Genomic DNA, 18,072 nt, shown 5'->3' on the forward strand with positions numbered 1-18,072 from the left:
TCAAGCGGCTGAGGCTTTTTTACGCGCCAACCACAGCAACCCTGCACCCGTGATGAGGACAGGCACCAACGAACCCCAGTTGAGCCAAGCCCAACCTTGCGTGGTCACCAACGCACCCGAGGCAAACGAGGTGAAAGCCATGGTGGCGAACACGCAAAAGTTAATGGCGGCTTGGGCGCGGTTTTTCTCTTGCGGTGTGTAGGCTTGCATCGACAACGTGGTGCTGCCCGTGAATAAAAAGTTCCAACCCACACCCAACAAAAACAAAGCCACCAAGAACTGGTGCAAGTCCACGCCTGAGAGGGCAATGGCAATACAAGCGATGTTGAGCAACACGCCCACGCCCATGATGGGCAACACGCCAAAGCGTTTGATCAGATGCCCCGTCACAAAGCCCGGTGCAAACATACCAATCACATGCCACTGCAACACCCACGCGGTGTCTTCAAACGGGAAACCACACACTTGCATGGCCAGCGGTGTAGCTGCCATCAACAAGTTCATCACGCCGTAACCCAGAGCAGCCGCCAAGGCCGCCACAAAGAACACAGGCTGACGCATGATTTCGCCCAATGGACGACCACCCGTGTCATCCGCTTTCACAACGGGTGCGGGTGGAAAGTGGATGAAGCTCATCACCGCCATCGACAGCACGGCCACCCCCATCAACGCCACATACGCACCTGCGAACGGCATGCCAAACAAACTCTTGGTTTGAATGGCGAGGTTCGGGCCAATCACAGCGCCAATCAAACCACCCGCCATCACCAACGACACGGCCTTCTCGCGGTAGTCGGGCTTGCACAGCTCAGCGGCTGCAAAGCGATACAGCTGGCCATTGGCGCTGTAGTAACCGGCCACCACCGTAGCCGTGACCAACAACCAAAAGGATTGCGACAGCACTGCGAACGCACCCAAAGCAGCTGATAGCAAAGCCACCAACAAGCCCAATTGAAACGAACCTTTGCGGCCAAAACGTTGCTGCGATTTGGCGACCAAGCCCGTGCTCAACGCGCCGCCCACCACATAGCCCATCACGGGCAATGTGGCCATCCACGCCTCGGGCGCCAAACTCAGCCCCACCAAACCATTGATGGCAATGAAGGTGACGTTGTTGGTCAGGAACAAACCCTGCGCGATAGACAGCAAAACGAGATGACGGTTCATAACGACCCAAACAATGAAAGAGAAAACAAGCCAGCCGACATGGCCAAACCATGCAACACAGCCGCTGCAATCGTCAAAACAATGGCAGGTGCCAAACGTGCAGGTTGCTCTGCATTCTTTAGAAGCATCACAAATGCCGCCAGCGACAGGGGCATAGACACCAAGCCCCACAACGCAGGCTCAGGATGGATGAACAGCCGCACCCCGACCAACAACCATGCATACGCCAAACAGGCAAACGCAAGATACATCCAAGCAACACGGCGTGGACCGAAGCGAACCACCAAAGTCCGCTTACCCACTTGTGCATCAGCCTGTGCATCTGGGAAACCGTTGATGACCAAGATGTTGCCTACCAACAAAGCAAAGCTCAGCGCCACCGCCGCAGGAATGACAAAGAATTGGCCGCGCTGCACATAGTCAGCGCCAACCACCACCAAACCCCACGTCAGGGCCACCGTCAGCTCGCCCAAACCTCGCTTCATCAAAACCAAAGGCGGCGCAGAGTAAGCCCACCCCAAAAACAAACCTGCCAGCCCTAACCACACCAGGCCACCACCCGTCTTCACCGCCAGCAACAAGCCGCAGGGAATCAACACCGTGATCAAGGCGCCTGCCAAGTTGTGGGTGTCTTGCGTGGTCACATGTCCGTTTTGAATGAGGCGTGCACCACCCGTGAACGGAAATAAACCTTGACTGTTGGCATCGTCCGCACCATTGAGGGCATCGTGGTAATCGTTCAGCACATTGGCCGCCGCATGCATGAGCACAGCCAACACCAAAGTGGCCAAAGCGGTCCACACGTTGGGGCCGTGTCCGCAAGCCGCAGCCACAGAGGCACCCAACACACACGCCACGGCTGTGATCACCAAGAAGCCGGGGCGCGTCATCTGCACCAGCGTGCGCCAGGGCAAGGACTTCTGATCGGTCATGGCGCCATGGTTTCCCATGCCTTCAACGCCTCCGAGGCATACATCAACGCAGGGCCGCCGCCCATGTAGACACACACGGCCAAAGTTTCTTCCAACTCTTCACGTGTGCAACCCACGCGATGCAAAGCTTTCACATGAAAACCAATGCAGCCCGAGCAGTGCTGTGTGATGCCAATGGCCAAGGCCATCAACTCTTTGTGTTTCTCGCTCACAGCACCGGTGGCCATGGCCGCTTTGGCCAATTGACCAAAGCCTTGCATGGCCTCGGGTTGCGCCTTGCGCAACTCAGTCATCGATTGGCTGATGTTCTTGATGAGGGTGGGATGGTCAAACGTGCTCATGGTGACTCTCGTTGCGTTTATTCAAAGGAAGGCTGTGCGGGCTTGAACACGTCATGGCCTGCAGCCTGCCACGCATCAATGCCACCTGCGATGGATTGGATATGGGTGTAGCCCATCTGCGCCAAAGACTGTGCACACAGAGCAGCACGACCACTGGTTTTGCAATACAACACGATGGTCAAGTCACGCGATTGCAACTTGGGATTACCCGCCATCTTGAACTCCAACATGCCACGTGACATGTGCATGGCACCGGGCAAATGACCGGCAGCGTATTCATCCGCTTCACGTACATCAATCAAAACATCACAAGCTTGAATCGCTTCAACAGCTTGATCCACAGAAATTTCTTCAACTGATTTTTTAGCTTCAATCACCAAATCGTGGGCTGTTTTCATGCGACTCTCCTTGCTGTGGTGGAACGTTTTTTGGCAACCGTGGCCAAAGGCCAGGCTTGCGCTAAATGCTGCTGGGTGATGCGATCACACACCAAATCGCACAAGGCGTAAATGGTGGGATCTGCAATTTGGTAATACACGCTGGTGCCACGGCCTTCACGCTTGACGAAGCCTTGTTGCATCAACACCGCCAAATGGCGCGACATATTGGCTGCGGTGTAGCCACAAGCCTCGGCCAGTTCACCTACGTTGTGCTCGGCTTCGCGCAGCAAATTCAAGATGCGTAACCGTGTGGGCTCTGCCAAGGCTTGGAAGTAGCTGGCCACACGGTCAATGGCTTGTTCTGGAAGTTGGTTCATGTTTTCGATTGTAGACATAATTCAGCGATTGATTATTTAATTGTTTGGTTAAATAATTGATGAATTATTTATAGAATGAGCACCATGACTGATTCAAACCTTCGCATCTCTGGCCGTTTGGCCCGTTTGTTCCAAAGCGCGCAAATCACACCGCTGCTGGCTTTGGTGTGCTTTCTGCTCGGTGTCTTTGCCGTCATGGTGACGCCACGTGAAGAGGAACCCCAAATCAACGTGACCATGGCCAATGTGCTGATCCCCTTCCCGGGCGCATCGGTGAAGGATGTGGAGCAAATGGTGTCTGGCCCTGCCGAGCAAGTGCTGTCGCAAATTGCAGGTGTCGAACATGTCATGTCAGTCTCGCAACCCGGCATGTCAGTGGTGACCGTGCAATACAAGGTGGGCGTGCCTCGCACCGAAGCCTTGGTTCGTTTGTATGACACGGTCAACTCACATGCTGATTGGCTACCCAAAGGCTTGGGCGTGTTGCAGCCGCTCATCAAACCCAAAGGCATTGACGATGTGCCCATCGTGTCGCTCACCTTGCACGGCAAGGATACCGACCCAAGTGCTTTTGAACTTGAGCGCATTGCGCAAAACATTGAGATCGATTTGAAACGCGTCAAAGGCACACGAGAGGTCACCACCGTGGGCGGCCCATCACGCGCCATTCAAATTGACATCGACCCTGCACGCATGCAGGCAGCTGGCATCACTGTGCCCGAGCTGCGCATGGCTTTGCAAGCGGCGCATTTGGGCGCACCGGTGGGTGATTTGTTGGTCGGCCAACAAGCCATTGCGATTGAATCCGGTCCGTTTTTGAGCAGCGCCAAAGATGTGGCCAGCTTGGTGGTGGGCGTGCGTGCGGGTACACCTTTGCACGTGCATGACATTGCCCAAGTGCGCGATGGCGGTGCACAAGCCAACACCGCCGTGTGGCACGGTGTGGCAGGCGCCAAGCCTAGCGAACGCACCGCAGTGACCATTGCCATCACCAAGAAGCCAGGCGAAAACGCCATTGAGGTGGCTGATGCTGTGTTGGCACAAGTGGCCACACTCAAGCAAAGCAAGATTCCACAAAACGTGGAAGTCACCACCACGCGCAACTACGGCGAAACCGCGAATGACAAAGCCAAGAAGCTGATTCAAAAGCTGCTGTTCGCCACAGCCTCTGTGGTGGCTTTGGTGTTCATTGCTTTGGGCCGCCGAGAAGCTGCCATTGTGGGTACTGCTGTGATCTTGACCTTGACGGTCACTCTGTTTGCCTCGTGGGCTTGGGGCTTCACGCTCAACCGCGTGTCGCTGTTTGCGCTGATTTTCTCGATTGGCATCTTGGTGGACGACGCCATCGTGGTGGTGGAGAACATCCACCGTCACCAAGGTTTGTTCCCTCACAAAACCCTCACACAAATCATCCCAGGCGCGGTTGATGAAGTAGGCGCACCCACCATCCTTGCCACCTTCACCGTCATTGCAGCTTTGTTGCCCATGGCGTTTGTGACTGGTTTGATGGGGCCCTACATGAGCCCCATCCCAATCAATGCCAGCATGGGCATGTTGTTGTCGCTGGCTGTGGCCTTTGTGGTGACGCCTTGGTTGGCACGCATTTGGATGAAAGCCTCACCAGCACACGGTGCTGAGGATGACAGCGCATTCAAACAATGGCTCAAGCGTTTTTTCAATGGCGTGTTCACACCTTTCTTGAATGACAAGTCTGGCCAGCGCAACCGTTGGAGCCTAGGCGCAGCCGTGCTCGGTGCCATCGTGGTGTCGATAGCCTTGCCAGTGGCTGGCTTGGTTGCCTTGAAGATGCTGCCGTTTGACAACAAATCTGAATTCCAAATCGTGGTCGACATGCCTGCAGGCACCCGCGTGGAAGAAACTGAAAAAGTATTGCGTGCCTTGGGTGCTCATTTAGCCACCGTGCCAGAGGTGACGCACTACCAAGCCTACGCGGGCTTGAGTGCCCCGATCAACTTCAACGGCTTGGTGCGTCAATACTATTTGCGCAGCGGCGGCAACGTGGGTGACATCCAAGTCAACTTGCAAGACAAGCACTTGCGTAAAGCGCAAAGCCATATCATCGCCATGCGCGAGCGCCCTGCCCTGCAAGCAATCGGCAAACAGTTCAACGCCAATGTCAAAGTGATTGAAGTGCCACCAGGCCCACCCGTGTTGGCCCCCATCGTGGCTGAGGTGTATGGCCCCACAGACGAAGGCCGCAATCAAGTGGCCAAATCTGTGCGCGCGATGTTCAGCGCACAACAAGGCGTGGTGGATGTGGACGACAGCACCATCAGCGCAGCACCTCGCCAAGTGCTGTTGATCAACCGCCAAAAGGCCGCGCAAATGGGCGTGTCGCAACAAGCCATTGTCAGCACCTTACGTGCGGCTTTGGCGGGTGAGTCAACCGTCTACGCACATGACCAAAACAAATACGCAGGCGCTATCGTTATTCGCTTAGCCAAGAGCGAGCAAGACTCGTTAGACAAACTACTCAGCCTTGGCGTGCGTAACTCGCAGCGCGAAATCGTGCCCATTCGACAGCTCGTCACCATCAGTGACACCCAACGCGAACAGCCCATTTATCACAAAGACTTGCTGCCCGTCACCTATGTGGTGGGCGACATGGCTGGCAAGGTCGACAGCCCGCTGTACGGCATGTTTGGCATGCGCAGTGGCTTGAACCAAATTCAAGCACCCAATGGCAAACCTGTGGATGAGTACTTCATCCAACAACCGGCCGACCCGTATCAACACTACGCCGTGAAGTGGGATGGTGAATGGCAAATGACGTATGAAACCTTCCGTGACATGGGTGCTGCCTATGCCGTGGGCTTGGTGCTCATTTACTTGCTGGTGGTGGCGCAGTTTGGCTCTTACCTCGTGCCGCTCATCATCATGGCACCTATCCCGCTCACCATCATTGGTGTGATGCCAGGCCACGCTTTATTTGGTGCACCGTACACGGCTACCTCGATGATTGGCATGATCGCTTTGGCCGGCATCATCGTGCGCAACTCGATCTTGTTGGTGGACTTCATCCGCTTGCAAGTCTCGCAAGGTGTGGCGCTGAAAGACGCGGTGGTGGCCTCGGCCATTACCCGCGCGCAACCGATTGTGTTGACTGGTTTGGCCGCGATGATGGGTGCGTTCTTTATCTTGGATGACCCGATCTTCAACGGCTTGGCCATCTCGCTCATCTTCGGTATTTTTGTCTCGACCGCACTCACCTTGTTGGTGATTCCGTTGCTCTATTTCATGGCTTTCAAGAACAAGCCTGCTTCTGTCATTTCTGGAGAACACGCATGAAACGCTTGCCCCTCATTGCCGCACTCGCCTTGGCTGGCATCACCTCTGCTGCACAAGCCGCCGATTTGATGGGCGCATGGCAAGCAGCGCTTGCCCGTGATCCAGAAATCGCAGCCGCACGTGCCTTGCACGAGCAGGCCACGTTCAGACAAGAACAAGCCAAAGCCTTGTGGGCCCCCATGGTGTCCGCTGGTGGTGCTGTGGGCATAGGCGGCGCAGACAGCCGCACCAAGGGTGCAGAGGCCATGGGCCAAAGCGATGTGACATTCAAAACAAATGTGAATGCAGGCGCTTTGACACGTGCCAGCATCGGCGCACAAAAAGCATGGATCAGCCCAGAGCGCGAAGCGCAAAGCAAGCAGCTCGAAATGTCCGCACAAATTGCGCAAATCCAATGGCAACTAGCCCAGCAAGCCCTCATCATGCGCACGGCGCAACGCTACTTTGATGTGGTGGGCGCTGAACAAACTCTCAGCGTGTTGCAACGCCAGCAAAAAGCCATGCAGCAAGCTGCAGCTGAAATCAGCAAGCGTCAATCCGTGGGCGACGCCAGTGTGATGGACGTGCAAGAGGCCAACGCCCGTGTGTCTGAAATTCGCGCCCATGTGCTCACACACGAAAACAACTTGGCCAACAAGAAGGTGGCCTATCGCCAATTGACAGGTCAAGAGCCCACGCAATTGCTGCCCATCGGCAACATCAATCTCACGCCCGCCAACTTGGCTGATGCCAACACTTGGGTGCTTCGCGCCAAACAACAATCCCCCAGCCTCCAAATGATGGGCTTGCAACAGGCCATCCAAGGCCAAGAAGCCAAACGCATCAAAGCAGGCAATGCCATGACAGTGGACTGGGTGGCTCAAGCGCAAATGGACCGTCTATCCGGTCAAGGCATGTATGGCAGTGCCAGCAACCAAACGGCGCAATACATGGTGGGCATTCAGCTCAATGCCCCCCTCAGCACAGGCGGTATGGTGGAGTCGCGCGAACGCGAAGCCTTGAAGCAAGTCGAAAAACTGCGCTACGACCAAGAGGCGGTTGAGCAGCAAGTCGAGCAACAGGTGCGCGACGCGTGGCAAAGCCTGAGCACCGCGCAAGCCCGCCTGCAAGCCTTGAGCCAATCCGAGCAAGCCAGCATGGCGCGTCTGACCTCCACCCGTCAAGCACACCGCACCGGTGCGCGCACCACCAATGAACTGCTGGGCGCTGAGCACGATGCGGCACAGGCCGAACTGGCCGTGGTGCAACTGCGCATTCAAACTGCGATGGAGCAGCTGCGCTTATCTGCCGCCAGTGGTGAATTGGGCGAAGCCCAGCTACGCCAAGTGAATGCTTGGCTGAAATAAATACGCTTGCTGCGTGCTGGGTCACTCACAGCAGGGAAATCCCTTGAGACTCTGACAAGTCGGGGTTGCTAGAATTTATACATAAGCAACTAGTGAATTACCAATTTCAGAGGATAGACATGAAAAAAATAGCCGCCGTCGCGTTCATCGCTTTTGTCTCAACAGGCGCCTGGGCCAACGCTGACTTAGCTAAGAAAAATAACTGTCTGGCTTGCCATGCAGTCGATAAAAAAATTGTCGGCCCAGCCTACCAAGACGTGGCCAAGAAATACGCGGGTCAAGCAGATGCCGAGGCCACATTGGCCAAATCCATCAAAGCTGGCGGCAGCGGCAAATGGGGCCCTATCCCAATGCCCGCACAAGCTCAACTGAGCGATGCGGACGCGAAGGCCCTTGCTGCATGGGTCTTGGCCGACGCTAAGTAATACGACAGATACACGTACCTTGATGAGCTTCCCTCGGGAAGCTCTTTTTTTAGCACCTTGCATAGAAAGAAGAAGTTGAAACTCAACATCACCCACCTCCTCGCCGCCCTCGGCTTGGCCGCCTTGAGCCTCAACAGCGTAGCCGCTGAGCCTGAATACCTGCGCATCATTGGCACGGACACCAAGTTCGTGGTGAAAAACGCCAAAGGCGAAGAGCGCGAAATCAAACGCGTCATGACACCATGCGCCAAAAACAAAGGTTGGTTGCAACCCATGGTGCCCGTGGCTGGCGTGACGCCTGTGGGCGAAATTGAAATGCTCAACGCCATGAACGACCGCGACGCGATGTTGGTCGACATGCGTGAACCTGAAGACCGTGCCAATGGCACCATCCCCGGCTCACACCACATCGTCTACACAGAGGTGTCGGCACGCATGGACGAACTGGGTTGCAAGAAGACCGCCAAGGGCTGGGACTGCGCAGGCGCCAAGAAAGTGTTTGCGTTCTGCAATGGCCCCGTGTGCCCGCAAAGCCCCAGCGCCATTCTGGCTATGACGCGCGATGGCTTCCCAGCGTCCAAAATTTATTACTATCGCGGTGGTATGTTGGACTGGTCAGCATTGGGCTTCCCAGTTCTCAAAGGCGATTTCTAAAGAGGCACTTCATGCACACCAATTGGATCCAAGACACACAGGCCCTGCTCAACAGCAAGGATGAATCAGTCCCCACACGTCGCTTGGCGCTGCAAACCGCATTGGGTTTGGGTTATGCCGCATCGGCCGCACCGTTGATGGCACAAACCGCCGTCAAAACATCTAGCGAAGGCTTGATCGAAGGCGAAGTGGTGATTGATGTCAACGGTTTCAAAATGCCAGCCTACCGCTCGGCCCCCAAAGGCAAAACCAATTTGCCCGTGGTCTTGGTGATTTCTGAAATTTTTGGTGTGCATGAATACATTGCCGACGTGACGCGTCGCTTTGCCAAAGCAGGCTACTTGGCCATTGCACCTGAGTTGTTTGTTCGCCAAGGCGACCCCAGCTCGTATGGCGAAATGGGCAAGCTGATCGCTGAGGTCATCTCTAAAGTGCCAGACGCCCAAGTCATGGGCGATCTGGACGCCACTTTGCAGTGGGCCAGCAAAAACGGTGGCAACGCCAACCGCGCAGCCATCACCGGTTTTTGCTGGGGTGGACGCATCACGTGGCTGTATGCCGAGCACAACCCGAAGGTCAAAGCTGGTGTGGCTTGGTACGGTCGCATGGAAGGCCAAACCAATGCCAACAACCCCAAGCATCCGGTCGACTTGGCCGCTACCCTGAAAGCCCCCGTGCTGGGTTTGTATGGCGGTGCTGACACAGGCATTCCTGTGACATCCGTGAACAACATGAAAGAAGCCTTGGCACAAGCTGCCGTCAAAGGCAACGCAGCGGCAAAGGCCTCAGAGTTTGTGTTGTACCCAGACGCACCGCACGCCTTCCATGCAGACTATCGCCCCAGCTACCGCGCCGCACCTGCAACCGATGGCTGGAACCGAGCGCTTGCTTGGTTCAAGCAATACGTCTAAGCGCAAGGCTTAGGCCACAAACACCCGCGCTTTGCGCGGTGTGAGCACCAAGGTCTCACCCTCTGTAAATCCCTGCTCGTAAAACTGCGATGCAGGGATTTGCGCTTCAATGATCTGCTGATCTGAGGGCCCGTCGCCCTCTGCGGCCACCAGCTCTAAGCGCGCAATCGGCCCCACGACGATGGCACGGGTCAGTTGGGCCACGATGCCTTCATCACCGGATGTGTAGCGGCGCACATCCAAGTCATGCGGACGCACATACGCAAATGCTTTGGCATCTTGTGTGTCATGGTGCTCAGGGCTTGCCACGCGCACGGTTTGATCTTCCACACCGATGTGCATTTCGCCTTCGTGGGCACGACCATGAAACAAGTTCACATCGCCCAAGAAGCCATACACAAATGGGCTGGCGGGGTGCTCCCACACCTCTTGCGGGCTGCCCACTTGCTCGACATTGCCCTTGTTCATCACCACCACACGGTCGGCCACTTCGAGGGCTTCCTCTTGGTCATGCGTCACAAAGATGGTGGTCACATTCAAGTCATCGTGCAAGCGGCGCAACCAGCGGCGCAGCTCTTTGCGCACCTTGGCGTCCAAAGCACCAAACGGTTCGTCCAGCAACAACACTTTGGGCTCAACCGCCAAAGCGCGAGCCAAGGCAATGCGTTGGCGTTGACCGCCTGAGAGTTGTGATGGGTAACGATCGGCCAACCAATCGAGCTGCACAAGGCTCAGCAAATCGTGAACCTTCTTTTTGATTTGTTCTTCGCTGGGGCGTTCGTTGCGTGGCTTCACGCGCAGGCCAAAGGCCACGTTTTCAAACACCGTCATATGGCGGAACAAGGCGTAGTGTTGAAACACAAAACCCACTTGACGCTCGCGCACATGCACGTGCGTCGTGTCTTCACCACTGAACAAGATGGCGCCCGCATCTGCGTTTTCTAAACCCGCGATGATGCGCAGCAAGGTGGTTTTGCCGCAGCCCGATGGGCCCAACAAAGCGATCAACTCGCCAGAGTGAATGTCTAGGCTCACATCGCCCAGCGCTTGGAAGTCGCCAAACTGTTTGTGGATGTTTCTGATTTCGATGCTCATGATTCTTTTACTCGTATTTATGCTTGTGGTCGTTCAGGCGGCAAATCAGCCGCGGCTTTGAGCTCACGTGCATGACGCCACTCCACCGTGGACTTGATGGCCAAGGTCACCAAGGCCAACAAAGCCAAGAGTGAGGCCACGGCAAACGCCGCCACCGATTGGTATTCGTTGTACAAAATTTCCACATGCAAGGGCATGGTGTTGGTTTGCCCGCGGATGTGGCCAGACACCACCGACACCGCACCAAACTCACCCATGGCACGGGCGTTACACAAGATCACACCGTAAATCAAACCCCACTTGATGTTGGGCAGCGTCACAAACCAAAAGGTTTGCCAGCCTGTAGCACCCAACACGATGGCCGCTTGCTCTTCGTCATTGCCCTGCGCTTGCATGAGCGGAATCAACTCGCGTGCGATGAAGGGAAACGTGACGAACACAGTGGCCAACACAATGCCGGGCACTGCAAAAACGATTTTGATGTCGTGGGCTTGCAACCAAGGACCAAACCAACCTTGCGCGCCAAACATCAACACATAAATCAAACCAGCAACCACGGGCGACACCGAGAAAGGCAAGTCGACCAGCGTTGTTAAAAACGCTTTTCCTGTGAACTCATACTTGGCAATGGCCCACGCAGCCGCCACGCCAAACACCAAGTTCAACGGCACGGCAATGAGTGCGGTGATGAAGGTCAGGTAAATAGCCGACCACGCATCGGGCTCTTGCAAAGCCACCCAATACGCTTCCAAGCCTTTGCGCAAAGCTTCGGTGAACACTGCTGCCAAAGGCAAGACCAAAAAGAAAAACATAAACGTGAGCGCCACGCCAATCAGGCTGTAACGCACCCATGCGGGTTCGGTGGTGCCCGCTTGCGCCCTACGCGCGGAAGGATTGATTGCGGCGGTACTCATGCTGGGGCTCCTGTGTGGCGACGCTGCCACGCTTGCAGGGCGTTGATCACCAACAGCAAGATGAACGAAATGACCAACATCACCACAGCCACTGCGGTGGCACCTGCGTAGTCGTATTGCTCTAGCTTGCCAATGATGATGAGCGGTGTGATTTCAGACACCATGGGCATATTGCCCGCAATGAAAATGACCGAGCCATATTCGCCAATCGCACGCGCGAACGCCATGGCAAAACCTGTGAGCAACGCAGGTGCGATGCTCGGAAAAATGACACGGCTAAAAGTTTGCCAACGTGTAGCACCCAAACAGGTGGCCGCTTCTTCAAGTTCTTTCTCTGCGTCTTCCAACACCGGTTGCACCGTGCGCACCACAAATGGCAAGCCAATGAAGATGAGTGCAATCACCACACCATTGGGGTTGAACGCGAGTTGAATACCCATAGGCTCTAGGTACTGGCCGATCCAACCATTGCCCGCCAACAAAGCCGTGAGTGAAATACCAGCCACAGCTGTGGGCAAAGCAAAGGGCAAGTCCACCAAGGCATCGACCACCTTCTTGCCGAAGAAGTCGTAACGCACCAGCACCCAAGCCACGAGCAAGCCAAACACCACGTTCACCAAGGCTGCAATGAACGACGCACCAAACGTGAGGCGATAAGACGCCATCACGCGCGGGCCGGTGACGGCCGCCCAAAACTGGTCCCACGTGAGGGTGAAGGTTTTGAACACCAAAGCGGAGAGTGGAATCAACACAATCAAGCTCAAATAGGTGAGCGTGAAACCTAGCGTGATGTTGAAGCCGGGAAGCACACGCGCAGCCTTGTGGCTGCGCGCCAGAGAGAACAATGCCATGAAAAATTACTTCACCGTGTAAATCTTGTCGAACTGACCACCGTCATTGAAGTGGACTTTTTGTGCTTCGCTGAGTGAGCCGAAATACTCGCTCACAGGCACCAACTGAACAGGCTTGAAAGTGGCCGCATATTTCTTCAGCAGCGCAGGTGAACGTGGGCGCAAGGCGTGCTTGGCGGCAATTTCTTGTGCTTCATCGGAGTACAGGTAGTTCAAATAAGCCTTGGCCAATTCGCCTGTGCCTTTTTTATTCACGGTGCGTTCCACCACCGCCACTGGGTTCTCAGCAATGATGCTGACCGATGGATGCACCGCATCGACCTTGCCTTCGCCAAATTCGCGGTCCACCGACACCACTTCTGATTCAAACGTCACCAGCACATCGCCGATGTTGCGTTGCAAGAAGATGGTGGTGGCATCACGGCCTCCTTTGGCGAGCACGGGCACGTTCTTGAAAATCTTGGCCACAAACTCAGCAGCGCCTGCGTCATTCATGCCCTTTTTGCGGGCATAAGACCATGCAGCCAAATACGCCATGCGGCCATTGCCACCGGTTTTGGGGTTGACGATGATGACTTGCACACCAGGCTTGGTCAGGTCGTCCCAGTCCTTGATGCCCTTGGGGTTGCCATTGCGCGTGAGGAACAACATGGTCGAGGTGGTGGGCGATGCATTGTTGGGAAACTTCTTCGCCCAGTCTTTGGCGACCACGCCTGTGCTGGCCAAGAACTCAATGTCGGTGGTGGTGTTCATGGTCACCACATCAGCTTCTAAGCCGTCATTCACTGCACGAGCTTGTGCGCTTGAGCCACCGTGGGCTTGGTCAACCTTGATGTCTTTGCCCGTGGTCTTTTTGTAGTGGGCCACAAAGGCTTGGTTGTAGTCTTTGTAAAACTCGCGAGCCACGTCATACGACACGTTCAGCAAAGTTTGCGCAGACGCCAACGTGCTGAGGGTCAACAACGCAGCGGCCAAGGTGGTGTGTAGCAATTTTTTCATGGCGGTCAATTCCTCATCTGAATGGTTTGGCTGCGATTGTGGGTGGCCTCTCTGCAAACTCAAACGACTTTTAATTTGTTAGTAAATAACGCATCTGCATATAGAAACGTGGCTCACTTCTTGAGGTAAATCTGATCAAACTGTGCGCCGTCGGCAAAGTGGTCTTTGTCGGCCTTGGCCCAGCCACCAAAGGCTTGGTCAATGGTGAACAAAGGCAACTTGGGCAATTGCTTCACATACTTGTCTTGGGCTTTCGCCGAGATGGGGCGGTAAAAGTTTTTGCCCGCAATGTCTTGGCCTTCGTCGGTGTAGAGGTAGTTCAGATAGGCCTCTGCCACCTTGCGCGTGCCTTTGCGCTCGACGTTTTTATCCACCACCGTGACAGGCGGCTCAGCCAAGATGCTGATGGAGGGGTAAACAATGTCCACCTTGTTGCCGAATTCTTTTTCTAGCAAGTGCGCTTCGTTTTCCCAAGAGATGAACACATCGCCTTGGTTGCGTTGTGCAAACGTGACCGATGAGCCGCGTGCACCGGTGTCGAGAACAGGCACGTTCTCGTATAGTTTTTTCACAAACTCTTTGGCTTTGGCTTCACCGCCGTATTTTCGTTTGGCAAATTCCCAAGCGGCCAAATAGTTCCAACGTGCACCGCCCGAGGTTTTGGGGTTGGGCGTGATGACGCTGATGCCGGGCTTGACCAAGTCATCCCAGTCTTTGATTCCCTTGGGGTTGCCTTGGCGCACCACCAACACGATGGTGGAGGTGTAAGGCGACGAGTTGTGTGGCAAACGCTTTTGCCAATCTTGAGGGATGAGGCCACCGTGTTTGTACAAGGCATCAATATCACCGGCCAAAGCCAAGGTGACCACGTCTGCATCAATGCCGTCAATGACCGAGCGGGCTTGTTTACCCGAGCCACCATGCGACTGCTTGATGGTCACGTCTTGGCCGGTTTGTACTTTCCAGTGTTTGGCGAAGGCGGCATTGAACTCTGAGTACAGCTCTCGGGTCGGGTCATACGAAACATTGAGCAAGGTAACAGGGGCGGTTTGTGCAGCTACCAAACCGCTCACAGCCACCAAGGCTGTGGCCACCAGAGTTTTGAGGAATTGTTTGCGTTGAATCATTGTGTTCCCTTTGAATCCATCTAAATTTGCGATGGATGGATTCTTAGCGCAGCAGCGCGGAAAGGGAACGACAGAGTAGTTGGTTGTTAATTACCGAAACATCTAAGCCAATGTCAAAGGGCGTTCAAAGGAATTTTGAGGTAGGAAACACCGTTGTCGTCCTTGGGCGGAAACTCCCCCGCACGGATGTTGATTTGCACCGCAGGCAAGATCAGCACGGGCATGGCCAAGGTGGCGTCACGCGCGGTGCGCATGCGCACAAACTCAGCCTCGTCGATGCCGTCGTGCAAATGGATGTTGTGGGCCCGTTGTTCAGCCACCGTGGTTTCAAAGCGCACGACACGGCCTTCAGGTGGGTAGTCGTGGCACATGAACAAACGCGTGTTGTCTGGCAAGCTCAAAATTTTTCGCGTGGAGGCGTAAAGCGTTTTGGCGCAGCCACCGGGAAAGTCACAACGTGCCGAGCCCACATCGGGCATGAACAAGGTATCACCCACAAACACCGCATCGCCTATTTGATAAGCCACACATGCGGGCGTATGGCCCGGCACATACATGGCTTTGGCGCTTAAGTTGCCAATGGCAAATGCTTCATCCACTTGCAGCAGATGGTCAAACTGTGTGCCGTCTTCTTTGAAATTGGCCTCTAAATTGAAAATACCTTTGAACACCCGTTGCACAGCTGTGATGTGATCGCCAATGGCGGTTTGTCCACCCAACTGCGCTTTGAGATAAGGCGCCGCGGTGAGGTGATCTGCATGGGCATGTGTTTCTAGTATCCATTGCACTTGCAGATTTTTCTCACGCACAAATGCAATTGCTTTGTCAGCCGACTCGGTGCTGGTGCGGCCAGACTTTGGGTCGTAGTCGAGCACCGAGTCAATGATGGCGCAGGCGCTGCCCTCTTTCTCGTACACCACATAAGTCACGGTCCAAGTGGCCGGATCGAAGATGCCATGCACGAGGGGGTTCAAAACAGCGGACATAGAAAAGCTCTGGTTCATAAGGGCACAATAATATAGGTAACTTTTGATATACACATCAACCATGCACATCGACTGGCTTCATTTCACACCTGGGTCGTCCCTGTTGGGCGGCATTCTGTTGGGTATCGCGGCAGGCGCGCTGTTTTTAAACAGCGGACGCATCTTGGGCATCACCGGTATTTTGGAAGGCGTGCTCAAGCCAAGGTCTGACGACGCGCCATGGCGTTTTGCTTTTCTGCTCGGCCTGCTTGCAGCGCCTTTGGCAGCCAAGCTCATCTTGCCTGCCGACTTCTTGCATGCCCCTCGCATCGATGCCAACTGGGCCATGGTGATCGTGGCGGGCTTGTTGGTCGGTTTTGGCACACGTTGGGGAGCGGGTTGCACCAGCGGCCATGGCATTTGCGGCTTGAGCCGTTTGTCTGTGCGCTCATTGGTGGCAACCTTGTCGTTCATGGGCACAGGCTTTGTGACCGTGTTCGTCATTCGCCATGTATTGTGAGGAGCCAGCGATGCAACGCGTGATTGAATTTGTGTTGGGTCTCACCTTTGGCCTCGGCTTGTTAATTTCAGGCATGACCGACCCCGGCAAAGTGCAAGGCTTTTTAGACTTGGCGGGCGCGTGGGACCCCTCGCTGGCGTTTGTGATGGGCGGCGGTGTGTTGGTGGGTTTGCTTGGGTTTGGCTTGGCCAAGAAAAAGAGCATCAGCCTCTCGGGCGCACCTTTTCAGTGGCCTGAAATGACGCAAATCGACCGCCCCTTGGTGTTGGGCAGTTTGATGTTTGGCATTGGCTGGGGCTTGGCGGGCTTTTGCCCAGGTCCGGCGCTGGTGGCTATGGCTGGGGGCAACGACAAAGCCTTGGTGTTTGTGCTGGCCATGATGGCTGGCATGGCATTGTTTGAGCGTTTCAAAAAAAGAGACAATTGAAGGCTTTTACCGCCACTGACCACTGGGGAATTTTGTGAATCTGACCGACTTGATTGAAACCTTCGGAGACCACTCGGTCTTGGCCATGGGTGGCGCGCTCATTGGTTTGATGTTTGGTTTTTTTGCTCAACGCTCCAAGTTTTGCGCACGGGCGGCTGTCATTGAATGTTGCGAAGGCGCTTTGGGCTCGCGTTTGGCCGTTTGGTTATTGGGCTTTGCCGTGGCCATTTTGGCGGTGCAAACCATCGTGGTGGTGGGATTTTTGAAACCGGAAAGCTCTCGCCATTTGGGCGCACCAGGGAGCATCTCAGGCGCAGTGGTGGGTGGCCTGATGTTTGGCATGGGCATGATCATGACGCGCGGCTGTGCCAGCCGTTTGCTGATTTTGTCGGCCAACGGTAATTTGCGCGCCCTGCTCTCGGGCTTGGTGTTTGCTGTGACGGTACAAGCCTCGATCTCGGGCTTATTGGCACCAGCGCGTCAGTGGATCACGTCGTTGTGGATGGTGGAAGGCGGTACTGATCGCAACCTGCTGAACCTGACCACATCATGGATGGGCTTGGTTGTCGGTGTTGCGATGGGAGCCACAGCACTTTGGCGCTTGCGCGTCAACGACGACAAGAACAGCCAGACATGGAACTGGGCCGGTGCGTTGGTGGGCTTGGCCATTGCTTTGGGCTGGGGCTTCACACAGCTGGTGGCCAGCGTGTCGTTTGAACCCATTGCGGTGCAAAGCCTGAGCTTTAGCTCACCCTCTGCGGAATGGCTGATGCGCAGCTTGTCTACCGCGACTGCGCCGAGCTTTGGCTTCGATGCAGGTTTGTTGCCAGGTGTGTTTATTGGTTCGTTGGTGGCCAGCGTGATGTTTGGTGAATTCAAGTTTGAAGGCTTTCAAACTGAAAACAAACTGGGCCACTATTTGACAGGCGCCGTGTTGATGGGCTTTGGCGCTGTGATGGCGGGCGGTTGCACCGTGGGCTCAGGCATGAGCGGGGGTGCCATCTTCTCGAACACCGCGTGGCTCACACTGGTGTCCATCATCTTGGGGGCTGGATTGACTTACAAAGCGCTCAAGTCAATCAACAGCCCCATTTAAAAATCGTTTACTGCGCGGGGCAGCAAGCCTCGCCATCTTTGGCACCGAGCTTGCGCAAGATGATGGCCATGGGGCAGAAATTGGTGAAACCAAACTGAAACAAATTCAGCCCCACAAAGGCTGTGAAGGCCAGGGCCCAACGGCTCACAAACACGGGGCTTTCCTCAATCCCCAAAGCCAGCGACACCATGATGAACAAGCCCGCAACGATGCGGATGTAACGTTCGACAGTCATT

The 18,072-nt window shown here is 55.2% G+C and carries 20 protein-coding genes; 8 read left to right on the top strand and 12 right to left on the bottom strand.

The window, feature by feature from the left end; genetic code table 11:
• The 5 genes from LINBF2_RS09775 to LINBF2_RS09795 are packed head-to-tail and all read right to left on the bottom strand — an operon-like array spanning position 1 to position 3,197.
• Entirely contained in the window at positions 1–1,167 is a 1,167-nt protein-coding gene (locus tag LINBF2_RS09775) for an MFS transporter (protein ID WP_104801420.1), read from the bottom strand.
• On the bottom strand, positions 1,164–2,117 hold the full coding sequence (locus LINBF2_RS09780) for a prenyltransferase (protein ID WP_281888501.1): 954 nt from the start codon (positions 2,115–2,117) through the stop codon (positions 1,164–1,166). Before LINBF2_RS09780 ends, LINBF2_RS09775 begins: the two co-directional genes overlap by 4 nt.
• Entirely contained in the window at positions 2,096–2,440 is a 345-nt protein-coding gene (locus LINBF2_RS09785) for a carboxymuconolactone decarboxylase family protein (RefSeq protein WP_104801419.1), read from the bottom strand. The genes LINBF2_RS09780 and LINBF2_RS09785 overlap by 22 nt, the downstream gene beginning before the upstream one ends.
• 17 nt (positions 2,441–2,457) lie before the next feature.
• On the bottom strand, positions 2,458–2,838 hold the full coding sequence (locus LINBF2_RS09790; RefSeq protein ID WP_104801418.1) for a rhodanese-like domain-containing protein: 381 nt from the start codon (positions 2,836–2,838) through the stop codon (positions 2,458–2,460).
• The gene (locus tag LINBF2_RS09795; RefSeq protein WP_104801441.1) at positions 2,835–3,197 is read right to left on the bottom strand and encodes a metalloregulator ArsR/SmtB family transcription factor; all 363 of its coding nucleotides are present in this window, start codon (positions 3,195–3,197) and stop codon (positions 2,835–2,837) included. Before LINBF2_RS09795 ends, LINBF2_RS09790 begins: the two co-directional genes overlap by 4 nt.
• A gap of 84 nt (positions 3,198–3,281) precedes the next feature.
• Between LINBF2_RS09795 and LINBF2_RS09800 the strand changes: the two genes are divergently transcribed.
• The 5 genes from LINBF2_RS09800 (at position 3,282) to LINBF2_RS09820 (ending at position 9,842) form a co-directional block, all read left to right on the top strand.
• The gene (locus tag LINBF2_RS09800; RefSeq protein ID WP_281888504.1) at positions 3,282–6,506 is read left to right on the top strand and encodes an efflux RND transporter permease subunit; all 3,225 of its coding nucleotides are present in this window, start codon (positions 3,282–3,284) and stop codon (positions 6,504–6,506) included.
• Positions 6,503–7,852 carry a TolC family protein gene (locus tag LINBF2_RS09805; RefSeq protein ID WP_281888506.1) on the top strand — a complete coding sequence of 450 codons (1,350 nt, stop codon included), beginning with the start codon at positions 6,503–6,505 and terminating at the stop codon, positions 7,850–7,852. The genes LINBF2_RS09800 and LINBF2_RS09805 overlap by 4 nt, the downstream gene beginning before the upstream one ends.
• Before the next feature lie 119 nt (positions 7,853–7,971).
• Positions 7,972–8,277 (top strand): c-type cytochrome, encoded by a 306-nt coding sequence (locus LINBF2_RS09810; protein ID WP_281888508.1) that lies wholly within the window; start codon positions 7,972–7,974, stop codon positions 8,275–8,277.
• Positions 8,278–8,352: 75 nt separating this feature from the next.
• A complete protein-coding gene (locus tag LINBF2_RS09815) occupies positions 8,353–8,931 on the top strand; it encodes a rhodanese-like domain-containing protein (RefSeq protein WP_281888510.1) in 579 nt (192 codons plus the stop codon).
• Positions 8,932–8,942: 11 nt separating this feature from the next.
• Positions 8,943–9,842: a dienelactone hydrolase family protein gene (locus LINBF2_RS09820; RefSeq protein WP_281888512.1), complete on the top strand. Its 900-nt coding sequence runs from the start codon at positions 8,943–8,945 to the stop codon at positions 9,840–9,842.
• Between the two features lie 9 nt (positions 9,843–9,851).
• Here LINBF2_RS09820 and LINBF2_RS09825 read toward each other — a convergent pair whose 3' ends face one another.
• The 6 genes from LINBF2_RS09825 to LINBF2_RS09850 all read right to left on the bottom strand — a co-directional run bounded on the left by LINBF2_RS09825 (position 9,852) and on the right by LINBF2_RS09850 (position 15,814).
• Positions 9,852–10,937 (bottom strand): sulfate ABC transporter ATP-binding protein, encoded by a 1,086-nt coding sequence (locus LINBF2_RS09825; protein ID WP_281888515.1) that lies wholly within the window; start codon positions 10,935–10,937, stop codon positions 9,852–9,854.
• Between the two features lie 17 nt (positions 10,938–10,954).
• Positions 10,955–11,851, bottom strand: coding sequence for a sulfate ABC transporter permease subunit CysW (cysW, locus tag LINBF2_RS09830; protein WP_281888517.1), 897 nt, complete (start codon positions 11,849–11,851; stop codon positions 10,955–10,957).
• Positions 11,848–12,702: a sulfate ABC transporter permease subunit CysT gene (gene cysT, locus LINBF2_RS09835; RefSeq protein WP_281888519.1), complete on the bottom strand. Its 855-nt coding sequence runs from the start codon at positions 12,700–12,702 to the stop codon at positions 11,848–11,850. Before cysT ends, cysW begins: the two co-directional genes overlap by 4 nt.
• Before the next feature lie 6 nt (positions 12,703–12,708).
• Positions 12,709–13,701, bottom strand: coding sequence for a sulfate ABC transporter substrate-binding protein (locus LINBF2_RS09840; RefSeq protein WP_281888521.1), 993 nt, complete (start codon positions 13,699–13,701; stop codon positions 12,709–12,711).
• Between the two features lie 113 nt (positions 13,702–13,814).
• The gene (locus LINBF2_RS09845; RefSeq protein WP_281888523.1) at positions 13,815–14,828 is read right to left on the bottom strand and encodes a sulfate ABC transporter substrate-binding protein; all 1,014 of its coding nucleotides are present in this window, start codon (positions 14,826–14,828) and stop codon (positions 13,815–13,817) included.
• Positions 14,829–14,941: 113 nt separating this feature from the next.
• Positions 14,942–15,814 carry an MBL fold metallo-hydrolase gene (locus tag LINBF2_RS09850; RefSeq protein WP_281888525.1) on the bottom strand — a complete coding sequence of 291 codons (873 nt, stop codon included), beginning with the start codon at positions 15,812–15,814 and terminating at the stop codon, positions 14,942–14,944.
• A 61-nt stretch (positions 15,815–15,875) separates the two neighbouring features.
• Between LINBF2_RS09850 and LINBF2_RS09855 the strand changes: the two genes are divergently transcribed.
• The 3 genes from LINBF2_RS09855 to LINBF2_RS09865 are packed head-to-tail and all read left to right on the top strand — an operon-like array spanning position 15,876 to position 17,836.
• A complete protein-coding gene (locus LINBF2_RS09855; RefSeq protein ID WP_104801408.1) occupies positions 15,876–16,313 on the top strand; it encodes a YeeE/YedE thiosulfate transporter family protein in 438 nt (145 codons plus the stop codon).
• 10 nt (positions 16,314–16,323) lie between these two features.
• Complete coding sequence (locus LINBF2_RS09860) at positions 16,324–16,740, top strand: YeeE/YedE family protein (RefSeq protein WP_281888528.1); 417 nt, start codon at positions 16,324–16,326, stop codon at positions 16,738–16,740.
• A 34-nt stretch (positions 16,741–16,774) separates the two neighbouring features.
• Positions 16,775–17,836: a YeeE/YedE family protein gene (locus LINBF2_RS09865; RefSeq protein ID WP_281888530.1), complete on the top strand. Its 1,062-nt coding sequence runs from the start codon at positions 16,775–16,777 to the stop codon at positions 17,834–17,836.
• A gap of 7 nt (positions 17,837–17,843) precedes the next feature.
• Here the strand turns inward: LINBF2_RS09865 and LINBF2_RS09870 are convergent, their stop codons facing one another.
• Positions 17,844–18,071 (bottom strand): DUF2892 domain-containing protein, encoded by a 228-nt coding sequence (locus LINBF2_RS09870; protein WP_281888532.1) that lies wholly within the window; start codon positions 18,069–18,071, stop codon positions 17,844–17,846.
• Position 18,072 lies beyond the last annotated feature (1 nt).

The organism is Limnohabitans sp. TEGF004, from assembly GCF_027924965.1.
GTDB lineage: Bacteria > Pseudomonadota > Gammaproteobacteria > Burkholderiales > Burkholderiaceae_C > Limnohabitans.

Excerpts from the sequence above, each read along its gene's own strand:
- LINBF2_RS09860 (WP_281888528.1), top strand. The coding sequence starts at position 16,324 with ATGCAACGCGTGATTGAATTTGTGTTGGGTCTCACCTTTGGCCTCGGC.
- LINBF2_RS09795 (WP_104801441.1), bottom strand. The coding sequence starts at position 3,197 with ATGAACCAACTTCCAGAACAAGCCATTGACCGTGTGGCCAGCTACTTC.
- LINBF2_RS09800 (WP_281888504.1), top strand. The coding sequence starts at position 3,282 with ATGACTGATTCAAACCTTCGCATCTCTGGCCGTTTGGCCCGTTTGTTC.
- LINBF2_RS09805 (WP_281888506.1), top strand. The coding sequence starts at position 6,503 with ATGAAACGCTTGCCCCTCATTGCCGCACTCGCCTTGGCTGGCATCACC.
- LINBF2_RS09785 (WP_104801419.1), bottom strand. The coding sequence starts at position 2,440 with ATGAGCACGTTTGACCATCCCACCCTCATCAAGAACATCAGCCAATCG.
- LINBF2_RS09845 (WP_281888523.1), bottom strand. The coding sequence starts at position 14,828 with ATGATTCAACGCAAACAATTCCTCAAAACTCTGGTGGCCACAGCCTTG.
- LINBF2_RS09790 (WP_104801418.1), bottom strand. The coding sequence starts at position 2,838 with ATGAAAACAGCCCACGATTTGGTGATTGAAGCTAAAAAATCAGTTGAA.
- LINBF2_RS09825 (WP_281888515.1), bottom strand. The coding sequence starts at position 10,937 with ATGAGCATCGAAATCAGAAACATCCACAAACAGTTTGGCGACTTCCAA.
- LINBF2_RS09810 (WP_281888508.1), top strand. The coding sequence starts at position 7,972 with ATGAAAAAAATAGCCGCCGTCGCGTTCATCGCTTTTGTCTCAACAGGC.
- LINBF2_RS09855 (WP_104801408.1), top strand. The coding sequence starts at position 15,876 with ATGCACATCGACTGGCTTCATTTCACACCTGGGTCGTCCCTGTTGGGC.
- LINBF2_RS09870 (WP_281888532.1), bottom strand. The coding sequence starts at position 18,071 with ATGACTGTCGAACGTTACATCCGCATCGTTGCGGGCTTGTTCATCATG.
- cysW (WP_281888517.1), bottom strand. The coding sequence starts at position 11,851 with ATGAGTACCGCCGCAATCAATCCTTCCGCGCGTAGGGCGCAAGCGGGC.
- LINBF2_RS09780 (WP_281888501.1), bottom strand. The coding sequence starts at position 2,117 with ATGGGAAACCATGGCGCCATGACCGATCAGAAGTCCTTGCCCTGGCGC.
- LINBF2_RS09820 (WP_281888512.1), top strand. The coding sequence starts at position 8,943 with ATGCACACCAATTGGATCCAAGACACACAGGCCCTGCTCAACAGCAAG.
- LINBF2_RS09775 (WP_104801420.1), bottom strand. The coding sequence starts at position 1,167 with ATGAACCGTCATCTCGTTTTGCTGTCTATCGCGCAGGGTTTGTTCCTG.
- LINBF2_RS09840 (WP_281888521.1), bottom strand. The coding sequence starts at position 13,701 with ATGAAAAAATTGCTACACACCACCTTGGCCGCTGCGTTGTTGACCCTC.
- cysT (WP_281888519.1), bottom strand. The coding sequence starts at position 12,702 with ATGGCATTGTTCTCTCTGGCGCGCAGCCACAAGGCTGCGCGTGTGCTT.
- LINBF2_RS09850 (WP_281888525.1), bottom strand. The coding sequence starts at position 15,814 with ATGTCCGCTGTTTTGAACCCCCTCGTGCATGGCATCTTCGATCCGGCC.